Source organism: Streptomyces sp. NPDC001027 (genome assembly GCF_040299045.1).
Taxonomy (GTDB): domain Bacteria; phylum Actinomycetota; class Actinomycetes; order Streptomycetales; family Streptomycetaceae; genus Streptomyces.
The window spans coordinates 1-10,795 of sequence record NZ_JBEPBI010000257.1 but is presented as its reverse complement, the minus strand read 5'-3'; the positions used below and the strand labels follow the sequence as shown (position 1 = coordinate 10,795).

Sequence of the window (10,795 nt, the reverse complement as noted above, 5' to 3'; positions counted from 1 at the left end):
CCCACAACTACACAACTCCCACAACACTCTTACCCTACCCGACTCAATTCCTATCTCAAAATTTATATCGCGTTTCTGCCCCGGGCACGGCGGGGCGGCGCGCCGCATTTGCGGCGCGCTACGTGCAGCGGGCAGAAGCGAGGAAGTCAGCGGCAGGTCAAGGACATGGCCTCCGGCGGGGGCACTCAGGCTCCAGGATGGCGGGCGCGCCGTTCGCGAGCGCCGGCCGTGAGTGGCTGGGGCCGGTGGGGGGAACTGAACACCGTGCAACTTCTGCCAGGGGGTAAAGATCGCGGTAAGAAGCTTCTTCGTCTGTTCCCGTCGTCTGCCTGGGCTGACAGACTCTCCTCGCTGCGGGAACAAGTGCAGTGTTGCGTTGGGGGTACGGATGCTCAGGTTCATGGACTGGTCCGTCGTTGTGATGGGCTGCTTGCTCATCCTTCTCGGATTCGGCATGCGCCGGTGGGAGCAGGCGAACACACGCAAAGAAGCAAGTCGCCGCCAGGGCATGCCCTTTCACTCGCGATGGCTTCCCCTGCTTTTGGGTGTTGGCTTGATCGTTGGCAAGGTGCCGAAAATGGTGGGCGCGCCGTTCAGCATTGTCATGATTGCTGACTCGGTCAATGGTGTGCTGGCGTTCACGGCGGTCGTGGGCATGGTTGTGCAGGCGGCGCGTCGGGTCCACTCTCGGCCATCCGCTGAGTAACGACCATGCTTGTCAAGGCGGGATGCCCGCGGTTGACACCAGCGTCTGACACCAACAAGCGCGAACCGCAGCGACCAACCCCGAACCCCGGCGGACGGTCAGCCGGCTCAGCTTGACGGACGAAGGTCTCTGGAATGCCTCTGACTCCACCGACCTTCATCAGCCCGGCCGCGTGTCAGACTGCCGTTCATGACTCACATCCGAAAGGCCCATGCCGCGTAGGCGCCTCTCAAGCTTGCGGGCGGACAAGAGTCGCTTTGCCGCGCATCGCTGCTACTCGAAGCTCGGTCTGCTCTCTGGCCCAGTTACGCCTTCTGACGACCGTGCCCCATCGCCGAACCCGCGCTGTACCGCGGCGACGTACGACAACAACGCGACCGCAACCGACCACAACCCCCAGACGACCAACTAACGTGCTCGGCAGACCTGGGCGTCCCTCAGGCCCTCATGGGTGCTGCGGCCCTGCTGTTCTACGTGTTGGTCGACACGGCATAGGTCGATGAGGTGCAGCACACAACACCCCCGCTCGGATCGGCCCCGGGCCTTCGGAGGGTGCTCGACGACGACCAGCCCTGACAACCGTCGACGGCCAAGTCGCAGGTCCCGCTGAGGTGCGACCCGCCGTTACACAGACGTCTTCACAGGGGTCCTCACGCGCTGCGGGAACCGAACGTACGCGCCCTGCTGCGGGAGCGTTGAAGTTTCCCCGTGATCCCGGACACGTTGTCGTTACGCCGCGAGGGCCTGATCTTGGTGGTGCAGGCGTGTCTCGTGGGGTGTGAGGTAGCCCCAGTGGATGTGCTTGCGCAGGCGGCGTCTGTTGTAGAAGGTCTCGACGAAGTCGAAGATGTCGGCGCGGGCGGTGGCCCGGTCGGGCCAGAAGCGGGTGCCGATCTCCTCTTTCAGGACGGCCCAGAAGCTTTCCGCGGCCGCATTGTCGAAGCAGCTCCCGGTCCTGCCCATGCTCTGCCGGCACTCCAACTGGGCTATCCGCGTGCGGAGTTGGGAGGAGGTGTACTCCGATCCGCGGTCGCTGTGGATCACACAGCCGGGTTCCAGGCGTCCCAGCGCGGCGGCCATGTCAAGGGCGTCGACGACGAGTTCGGCGCGGTGGTGGTCGGCCATCGAGTAGCCGATCACCTCGCGCGTGGCCAGATCCAACCAGGACGCGAGGTAGAGCCATCCCTCGGCGGCGGGGATGTAGGTGATGTCCCCGACGATCTTCGTGCCGGGGCGGGCAGCGGTGAAGTCCCGGCCGATCAGATCCGGTGAGGGTGCCGCCTTGGTGTCGGCCTTGGTCAGACTGCGGCGCCCGGTGCGCCGGCTGTTCCCGGCGATCCGGTGCTCGCGCATGATCCGTGCGACTCGCTTGTGATTGACCACCCGGCCCTGCCGGCGCAGAGCGGCGGTCACGCGCGGGACGCCGTAGTTCTTCCGGGACGCAAGATGGATCACCGTGATCTCGTGCGCCAGGGCCCTGTCGGCCTGCCGCCGTACTTCGCGGGCCTGGCGCCCGGCCATCCACGCGTAGTACGTGGACCGGGCTGTCTTCATGGCCCTGCACAGCAGTGTGACCGGATAGTTCGCCTTCTCCGCGTGGATGAACCGGCATATCGCGCTCACCGGTCGCTGTCCTTCGCGAAGAAGGCGGTCGCTTTTTTCAGGATCTCGATCGTCTTCGCCTGCTCGGAGGCCAGCTTCCGCAATCGCCGAAGCTCCTCGTCCCGGTCATCCGCACCTTGCCCGGCCGACAGGGCACCGGGCCCGCTCCCGGCCTCCTGAGCGCGGGCCTTCTTCACCCAGCCCCGCAACGACTCCGAGCTGACCCCGAGTTCGCGGGCCACCTCGGTCACTGTCCGGCCCGACGACCGCACGAGCTCGATCGCGTCCCGCTTGTACTCCGCCGAGTACCGGTTCGTGTACTTGCTTCCCACCTGGCACTGCTTCCTCTGGGCTCTCACGTCCCAGTCTCCAGGTGTCCACGATCAAGGGGAAGCTTCACGTGTCGCGCGTGGACTTCGACGCGTGCCCGCCGGCTCGATGCGGACAGAGCAGAAACGGATCCTCCCAGCTCATCCCCTCAGCCTCGCCGAGATCAGCCGCCTGATCACCCGCCTCACCCACCGCCACCCCAGCCCCATCGGCCGCATCCTGCACTGGTCGACATGGCGCCCTCGACACCAACACCAAGTCCGCGTCAGCCACTACAAACGACGCGGACACAGCCCCTGAACTGCCCAGCAATCAGAACAAACACCTTTGCAGTACTACGACGCTGTTGTCTTTCCGATCTTGAAACGCAGCCCCGTCAGGCAGCCGCGGGGTAAGAGTGGACCGAAGTCCTTCCGTCACACGGAAGGCCTCTTGTTCGGACTTCTCCTGATCTGCTGCACTCCTGCGCATCCGTCCCTCGCGAGGCGTGGACATCTGTTCGAGACGGATGACGGAAGCTGGCGTCTGTGGCCAGCCCTCACAAGGGAGTGATCATGTCCGCTGACTCGACCCCGGTGCTCTTCCTGCACGGCTACTGGCACGGATCCTGGTGTTGGAGTGAGGTCATGGCGCACGTGGCAGGCATGGGCCGCCCGGCCGTCGCGGTGGACATGGCGGGGCACGGGCTTCGTGCCGGTCGGCCACAGTGCCTCACCAGACGTCCGTTCGACGCGGAGGCTCTGGCCACGGAGGTATCGCCGGTGGCGGGAGTGGACCTCGACCAGGCAGGCGACCTGCTTGTCTCGCAGGTCAGGGAGGTCGGTCGCGGCGGCCCGGTGACGGTGGTGGCCCACAGCATGGGCGGCGCCGTGCTGACACGGGCGGCGCAACTGACACCCGAGCTCGTGGCGCACGCCGTGTATCTGACCGCTTTCATGCCGGCCTCGGACGTTCCGGCCATCGCCTGCGTGCAGATGCTCGAGAACGCCGGCGAACTGGTTGCACCGTCCTTTCGGGCTGACCCCGCCGCGATCGGCGCACTACGGCTCGACCTCGCGTCCGATGACCTCGACTATCGTCAGCAACTTCGGAATGCCTTCTTCGGCGATGTCGATCCGGCCGTCGCCGACGCCGCCCTCGGACTGCTGACGCCCGACGCTCCCGCCGGTATCGCTCTCGGAGCCACCACGCTGACCCGCGACGGCTGGGGCTCGGTCCCCCGCACCTATGTCACCTGCGCTCAGGACATGGCGATCCGACCGGCTCTGCAGCAGAAGTTCATCAGCGACGCAGACACCGCCTTCCCGGACAACCCGACCTCGGTCGTGGCGCTCGACTCCTCTCATTCGCCGTTCCTGTCCATGCCCGGACGGGTAGCTGAGATCGTCGGGAAGCTGCCCTGATGACCATGGGGCGCAGGTCCGTACAGCTGCCGGCCATCACCACCTGACTGCAGGTCGCCGACGCCGTCGACTCCGAGCTGGAGAAGCTCCCTACGGCAAGGCGATCGTCGCCGAAGTACAGAAGGCCCTCCAGTCCAAGGCCACTGGCATCGGCACCGCCCGCCTTCCCCGCGCGGACGGATGATCATCATCATGCCCACGAACGCCGTCACCGGACAGGGCGCCCAAGAGCGCGACGCCGCCGGAGCGCGGCACTGCCCCACGGCACCCGACTGACAGCCGTCTACAACCCCGGCAGCAGCACTGCCGCGGTCGATGTCCCGTGGGGCGACGCGCCGTACAGCTACCGCCTGCCCGTCGGCGCCTCAGCGATCTTCACCATCCGTTCGGCCTGACCCCGTATCCACCCCCCACAACTCCCCTCGCGGTCCGGGGCGTGCACCGCGACGCCGCTCTGCGAGCAGCACCGGCAGGACGTCGTGACCAGCCGCCCACCCGTACCGCCCCATGAGGCGGCGTTCGAGAAACGGAGCATGTTGACGCAGACACCGCCACCGTTGGCTGCCGCGACCGGGGCGAACGCTTGCGTCATGGCGCGAGTCCGAAGCAGTTCCGTGGTGACACCTCACGGCGAGCCGGCGCAGCGACAGTCCGGTGGAAGAGATTCGGTGTGACGTAACGAGCCAGCCCCTGCCGAGCGCTCCGCTTCGAAGCCCTCCGCATCCCTTCCTCGCATTCACACCGACGGGACTGCCGGCGGACGGTAGCGTCGATCTCGGCCGGGCCTGTACGGATGCGGGAGTGGGGGACATGGTGGCACGCAGACTCCTGGCGTTCGCCGACGCGCTGGTGCTTCTCGGTGCCGAGCCGCCGCGGCTGGCGGCGTTGGATCGGGCGCTCGGCGGGGCGTTGAACGTGGCGACCGCCGGGGTCAGCGGCACGGTGATCGGCATGGCCGACGCCAATGGACGTCTCCTCGGTCTCGGACGCGATGCGATCCGCGGCGTCGGCGCCCGGCTGGACCGTGCCCGGCGGCGTGCTGAGCGGACCGAGGTGCTGCGCGCGGCGCACACGGTCATCGTCGTGGTGGCCTTCTTCGAGGCAGTGGAGGAGTTGGAGCTTCCGTTCACCCTCACCGAGGTCCGATTGACCCGGAACGAACAAATCACCCTCGCACGAACCGAATCGGGCTCGACCTCCCAGACGTCGGATCTGGTATCGCTGCTGCTCGCCACAGACCTGCCATGTCCGGCACCCCACATACCGGCCTCGGCGCTCACCGCGATGCTGCTCGCGGGATACGCCGGCTACGCCCGCCGGTTCTGCGACTTCCTGCAAGGCCTGGCCCTCTGGGAGCAGATGGACGCGTCTGAGCGCCTTCGGGCCCATGCGGCTCTCGTGGACGACCTGCCGCGCGCGGCTCTTGACCGATATCAGGGGCTGTACGTCGAACTCGCCAAGGCGGCACCCGAATTCGGGTTCTGGGTCACGCATGTGGCGCAGCAGGCGATCCACACGGACGTCGGGCGTGCCCTGTCCGGGATCGAGACTCTCCTCGCCCGCACCGCCGAGGCGCTGCGTCCGCCGGTCGACGTGGCTTCCGCGCTGGCGCGCGCTCACCGGGCGGCGTTCGCTCACCCAGTGCTGGACGCCGCGTCGGCGCCGGACGGCATCCGGATCCCTCCCCTTCAGGACCTCTACCTCGACCCGGACTTTCGCGTCAGTGCCGTTTCCGGGCAGGCCGCACCAGCCGACCACGGGTGGTGGGATCGACTGCCCCTGCGTCAAGACCTCACCCGCTACCTTGCCGGGGCCCTCACGTCTGCTCAGCTCGCCGAGGCGCCCCTGCTGCTCCTGGGGCAGCCCGGCGCCGGCAAATCGGCCCTCACCCGGGTCCTCGCCGCACGGCTGCCCTCCATCGGATTTCTCCCCGTGCGCGTGCCGCTGCGGGACGTCCGGGTGGAGGACGAACTGCAGGACCAGATCGAACAGGCGATCCGCGCCTCCACCGGCGAACGGGTCAGCTGGCCGGAGCTGGTGCGCGCGGCGGGCGGCAGTACTCCCGTTCTGCTTCTGGACGGCTTCGACGAGTTGCTGCAGACGACGGGCGTCCACCAAACCAACTTCCTGGAGCGCGTGGCGCAGTTCCAGCGGCGTGAGGCGGATCAGGGTCGGCCCGTGCTGGCGTTGGTGACGAGCCGGACCTCCGTGGCAGACCGCGCCCGATACCCCGCCGGCATGGTCGTCCTGCGCCTGGAGCCCTTCCGCGTCGAGCAGATCGCGACTTGGCTGGCCGTGTGGAACGAAGCCAACACGGCCGGATTCTCAGCGCAGGGCCGCGGCCCGCTCACCTGGCAGCACCTGGAACGCCACGCCGAACTCGCCGCCCAGCCGCTGCTGTTGACGATGCTCGCCCTGTACGACGCCGCCGAGGGTGCTCTGCGGCGCGCCGACGACTTCGACGTCACCGAGTTGTACGAGCAGCTGCTGTCCTCCTTCGCCCGGCGCGAGGTGGGCAAGACGACACCTCATGCCCTGCTGGACGAGGACACGGCCGCAGTGGTCGAACAGGAACTGCAACGCCTGTCGCTCGTGGCCTTCGCTCAGCTGAACCGGGGCCGCCAGTGGGTGTCGGCCGATGAACTCGAACAGGATCTCACCGCCGTACTGGGCAGCCGGCCGGCGCGACCACCGGGGTTCCGCTCCCCGCTCACCGCCGCCGAAACAGCTCTCGGCCGCTTCTTCTTCGTCCAGCGCGCCCAGTCGGTACGCGACGGCCGGGTACTGGCCACCTACGAGTTCCTGCACGCGACCTTCGGCGAGTACCTGGCCGTTCGCCTCACCCTGCATCTGCTCACCGACCTGCTCGCACCCCGCCCCGCGCTATCCCTCGGGGACACCCGCATCGACGACGACCTCGCCTACGCGCTGCTCTCCTACACCTCCCTGGCGTCTCGACAGATGCTGCGCTTCGCGCGGTCGCTGACCGGCCGGCGGTCCTCGGCGGAACGGCGCCGGCTGACCCGGACCCTCATCCAGGTCTTGACCCAGCACACGACGCGCACCGGCGACCAGCACCCCACCTACCGGCCCGCACTGCTACGCACCACGACACGCCACGGCCTGTACGGCTCCAACCTCGTGCTCATGACCGTGCTGTTCGCCGGGCGCTGCTCCGCCGCCGAGCTGTTCCCAGGCTCCGCGGACCCACCGGGCGCCTGGCACCGGCACTGCATGCTGTGGCGATCGGCGATGAACGAGAGTCAGTGGACGGATTTCGCTCTGTCCTTGGACGTGCACCACACGTGGGACGACGAGGGCCGGGCCCTGGAGATATCCCTTCGCTCCGAGCCGGGCACCTCACCGCAGCCCCTCGACATGAACTGGCACTTCCGCTATCCGCAAGGCAGCGGAGGGTCAGGCTGGTCACGGTCGTACTGGGACGAGCTGTGGCACAAGACGGCCGTGTCCGGCGGAACCAACGACTCGGTGATGCGGCATGCCCTGGACCCGGTGTTCCGGTGGCTCGGCCAGGCTGTGACCGTGTTCAGTCCGGTCGACGGTGGTACGGCCTCGTCGCTCGCCCACGACCTGCTCGAACTGCTGCTGGCCGATCGCACGACCATGAGCGAGAGGGAGCTCGGCGATCTCTACGACCGGGCGCTCCGGGGGACGCGGCTCCTGATGGACATGCGTCATCCCCAGCTGGCGTCGGCCGTCCACGCCCTGCTCACGGCCTTCGGTCGGGACAGGGGGCGCGTCCCCGGCGACGCACACGACGGCGTCCTGCTGTTTCTCGCACAGCTCATTCAGCTCATGTTCGGTGACAGCGAGAGGGTCGAACCGTTGCCGGTGTCCGTCTTCGATGCAATGTCCCGTGCACTGGCGGCCCACCGACCCTTGGTGCACGCCCTCGTATCGGAGGAGAACCGGGCCCTGCTCGCACGCCTCCACGATCCGGCCACAGGCCCGCCGGAGTGAGCAGCCGGGCCCGCCCCTGATCGGCGTCGGCCGACTTCCACGCAACGACCGAACAGCCTTCCCGCTCGGCTCAGCCGGCCCTCCTGGACAGCGCGCAGTCGCTCGGCAGCCTGTGCGGAGCCGTGCTCATCGCGGCTCCGCTCCTCGGGTTCTTCGGGCTCGCGTCGAGCAAGGAGTACGACGACGGTATCGACTGGAGCGACCACCGAATGGGCGGGCAGCCCCGGAACCCCGGGCCCAGGCTCTAGGGTCCGCCGACGGCCGTGCACACGACCGGAACCGGTGACTTCGATTCGGAGGCGCCCTGATGATTCACACGCTCGGATTCGTCGGCGGCGCCGACATCGGCTCAGGGCCGGGCTCGTCCGGTCGTGGACACTGACCCGGCCCCGGGGTCTCCACCACCGACCACCGCTCCATCATCCCGACGTCGTTCCGCCGGGTCACCGCCCCGGGTGCAGGCCCAGCCATCCCGGCGACGGGTCGCCCTTGACCTCGCCGAAGTACAGGGAGAAGGTCTGCTTCAGCCGCTCTATCTCGGCGCGGTCCTCCATGAACGTCGGGAAGCCGTCGACGTTGGCGTTCGGGAAGTCCCAGACGGGCTTGAGGATCGCGCTCGGGGTGATGTCCTCGCGGACCGACCAGCCGTTGAAGGCTGCCTTTTGACGGGCCTCGGACAGCTGCCAGTTCATGTAGAGCTTGGCCGCGGCCGGATGGGCGGCCTGTTTCAGGATCGCGGCGCGCTGGCCCCAGGCCATGAAGGGGGCCTGGTCGGGGAGGACCCACTTCAGCGTCGTCGAGGCGGAGACCGCGCTGCCGGAGCCGCCGACTCCGATGGCCTTCTGCTTGCCGGTGACCGCCGCGCCGGGGGTGTTGGTGCCGCGGGCGAACTGCGGCTGCTGTGCGGCGAAGGCGGACACCCAGTCCCAGCCGTAGGTGCGCTGGTAGAGGGAGTAGAGGTAGAGGACCGCGTCGTCGTCGCTCGGATAGGAGGATGCGATGGCGCCCTTCCAGCGGGCGTCGACCAGATCAGCCGGGGTTCTGGGCGCGTTCGCGCCGACGGCCTGGATGTCGTACATGAAGCTGAAGGCGATGACCATCAGCGACGTCCATGCGCCGTCGGGGTCCTTGAAGCCCTTGTGGACCTCGGAGAACCCGGCGGGCTTGTAGCGCAGCAGCTTGCCCTCGTGCTTCCAGCGGCCGAAGTCCTGCAGCGTCTGCAACTGGACCACGTCGGGGACCAGGGTGCCCGTCGCGAGCTGATTGTCCACGCGGACGTCGTGGTACTTGCTGTAGTCCACGACGACCGTCAGCTCGACCTCGGGGAACGCGGTGGCCCAGGCGGCGCGGACGCCCGCAGCCTGGCCGTCGACATCGCCGCCCTGGTAGAGGACCAGCTTGCCGCCTTCGGCGACGGCGTCCGCGTACAGCTCGTCCAGCGAACGCTTCTCCTCGCGGACGCCGCGCAGGGAAGCCGCGGAGCTCCGGGCAGCCGGTACGGCCGATGCCTTGCCGGCGGCGGCCCCGGCGAGCGCGACGCCCGCGCCTGCGCCTGCGGCGAGCAGCCGACGCCTGCTGAAGTCCGTGGACATGGTGAGAATCCTCTCGTCGTGCCTGTGCGGCGAAATGCCTGATCTACGAGCCGTCCGCGACTCGGTGCGACGGCACGGCAAGTCTTGCCCGAGGGGACGTTGTTCCGCGTCGCCCATAAGCCGGGACCGGATTCAACCGTTCGATGGACGCCGCGGCCGACGGATCAAGGCGTCCCGAACGCGTCCCGGGCGGACGATCTGAGCTGCCGCCGCATCCGCCTCTGGTCGGGGTCGCGCACTCCCTGTGCGGGCATGGCGTCCTGAGCCACGTGACGTCGACACAGCCCCAGTCCCCCAGTCCCCCGGTTTCCCGACCGTCACGGGTGAGCGGTGTACTCGTGGAAGCCGCGCCCCGACTTCCGGCCCAGGAGGCCGGCCCCCACCATGCGCAGCAACAAGGGCGGTGCGGCATGCCGGGGGTCCTTGTACTCCTCGTACATCGCACCGGCGATCGCGGCGAGGGTGTCCAGGCCGATGAGGTCGGCGAGGCTCAGCGGGCCCATGGGGTGGGCGCAGCCGAGGACCATGCCGGTGTCGATGTCCTTCGCCGAGGCATGGCCGGACTCCAGCATGCGGATCGCGGAGAGCAGGTAGGGCACCAACAGCGCGTTCACCACGAACCCGGCCCGGTCCTGCGCGCGGATGACCTGCTTGCCGAGTACCGAGGTGGCGAAGTGCTCGGCCCTGGAGAGGGTTTCGGAGCTGGTCAGCAGCGAGGGCACGAGCTCCACCAGGTCCAGGACGGGGACAGGGTTGAAGAAGTGCACCCCGATCACCTGTTGCGGCCGGGTGGTGGCCATGCCCAGCCTCATGACGGGCAGGGACGAGGTGTTGGAGGCGAGGATCGCGTCGTGACGCAGCACGATCCGGTCCAGGTCGGTGAAGAGTCCGGCCTTGACCTGCTCGTCCTCCGTGGCCGCCTCCACCACCGCGTCCCGGTCGGCGAGGTCTTCGAGGCGGGTCGTCGTCCGCAGCTTGGCCAGGGCGGCGTCGCGTTCGCCGCCGGTGAGGCTTCGGCGTCGTAGAGCGCGTTCCAGTGAGGCGGTGATCCGCGAGAGTCCCGCCTCGGCGGCGTCCGCGTCCCGCTCGTGGACGATCACGTCCAGGCCGGCCCTGGCGCAGATCTCGGCGATGCCCGCGCCCATCAGTCCGCACCCGACGACGCCGACCCGCCGGATGTC

General features: G+C 68.4%; 7 protein-coding genes. 3 read left to right on the top strand and 4 right to left on the bottom strand.

Going from position 1 to position 10,795, the window contains the following annotated elements:
- Window positions 1-400 precede the first annotated feature (400 nt).
- Window positions 401-706: a hypothetical protein gene (locus ABT300_RS36855; RefSeq protein ID WP_351685461.1), complete on the top strand. Its 306-nt coding sequence runs from the start codon at window positions 401-403 to the stop codon at window positions 704-706.
- Between the two features lie 729 nt (window positions 707-1,435).
- On the opposite strand, the gene ABT300_RS36850 is transcribed toward ABT300_RS36855, so the two are convergent.
- Window positions 1,436-2,329, bottom strand: a complete 894-nt coding sequence (locus ABT300_RS36850) for an IS3 family transposase (protein WP_351685459.1) — start codon at window positions 2,327-2,329, stop codon at window positions 1,436-1,438.
- Complete coding sequence (locus ABT300_RS36845) at window positions 2,326-2,640, bottom strand: transposase (RefSeq protein ID WP_351685456.1); 315 nt, start codon at window positions 2,638-2,640, stop codon at window positions 2,326-2,328. The genes ABT300_RS36850 and ABT300_RS36845 overlap by 4 nt, the downstream gene beginning before the upstream one ends.
- A 552-nt stretch (window positions 2,641-3,192) precedes the next feature.
- Here ABT300_RS36845 and ABT300_RS36840 point away from each other — a divergent pair.
- Together ABT300_RS36840 and ABT300_RS36835 are read left to right on the top strand one after the other, a co-directional pair.
- On the top strand, window positions 3,193-4,041 hold the full coding sequence (locus tag ABT300_RS36840; RefSeq protein WP_351685453.1) for an alpha/beta hydrolase: 849 nt from the start codon (window positions 3,193-3,195) through the stop codon (window positions 4,039-4,041).
- Between the two features lie 810 nt (window positions 4,042-4,851).
- Window positions 4,852-8,022, top strand: coding sequence for an NACHT domain-containing protein (locus ABT300_RS36835; protein ID WP_351685450.1), 3,171 nt, complete (start codon window positions 4,852-4,854; stop codon window positions 8,020-8,022).
- Window positions 8,023-8,465: 443 nt separating this feature from the next.
- Here ABT300_RS36835 and ABT300_RS36830 read toward each other — a convergent pair whose 3' ends face one another.
- Both ABT300_RS36830 and ABT300_RS36825 read right to left on the bottom strand, forming a co-directional pair.
- Window positions 8,466-9,614, bottom strand: a complete 1,149-nt coding sequence (locus tag ABT300_RS36830; protein WP_351685448.1) for an ABC transporter substrate-binding protein — start codon at window positions 9,612-9,614, stop codon at window positions 8,466-8,468.
- A 317-nt stretch (window positions 9,615-9,931) separates the two neighbouring features.
- The coding region (locus ABT300_RS36825) for a 3-hydroxybutyryl-CoA dehydrogenase (protein ID WP_351685445.1) at window positions 9,932-10,795 on the bottom strand (864 nt) is incomplete at its 5' end.

Excerpts from the sequence above, each read along its gene's own strand:
- ABT300_RS36855 (WP_351685461.1), top strand. The coding sequence starts at position 401 with ATGGACTGGTCCGTCGTTGTGATGGGCTGCTTGCTCATCCTTCTCGGA.
- ABT300_RS36830 (WP_351685448.1), bottom strand. The coding sequence starts at position 9,614 with ATGTCCACGGACTTCAGCAGGCGTCGGCTGCTCGCCGCAGGCGCAGGC.
- ABT300_RS36840 (WP_351685453.1), top strand. The coding sequence starts at position 3,193 with ATGTCCGCTGACTCGACCCCGGTGCTCTTCCTGCACGGCTACTGGCAC.
- ABT300_RS36835 (WP_351685450.1), top strand. The coding sequence starts at position 4,852 with ATGGTGGCACGCAGACTCCTGGCGTTCGCCGACGCGCTGGTGCTTCTC.